Source organism: Blastococcus capsensis, assembly GCF_030165005.1.
Taxonomy (GTDB): domain Bacteria; phylum Actinomycetota; class Actinomycetes; order Mycobacteriales; family Geodermatophilaceae; genus Blastococcus; species Blastococcus capsensis.
In genome coordinates, this window is sequence record NZ_JASNNW010000046.1 from 1 (window position 1) to 251 (window position 251).

Sequence of the window (251 nt, forward strand, 5' to 3'; positions counted from 1 at the left end):
GCCTATGCGATCAACGCGGGGGGCGGGTCGACCAACCCGCTGCTGGGCTGCCGCACGGTGAGCGTGGGCTCGGGCGGGGCTGCGCCGGTGGGTCATCTGGACGGGGTGGCGGTGTCGGGGTCGACGGTGTCGGCTCGCGGGTGGACTCTCGACCCGGACGTGCCGGCGGCGTCGATCGACGTGCACGTGTACGTCGATGGCCGGGCGGCGGCGGCGGTGGCCGCGGATGGGTCGCGGCCGGATGTGGGCCG

At 76.1% G+C, this 251-nt stretch carries 1 protein-coding gene; it reads left to right on the forward strand.

The features are described from left to right. Positions 1-251: hypothetical protein (locus QOZ86_RS20935; RefSeq protein WP_284493897.1), on the forward strand; the 251-nt coding region annotated here is incomplete at both ends.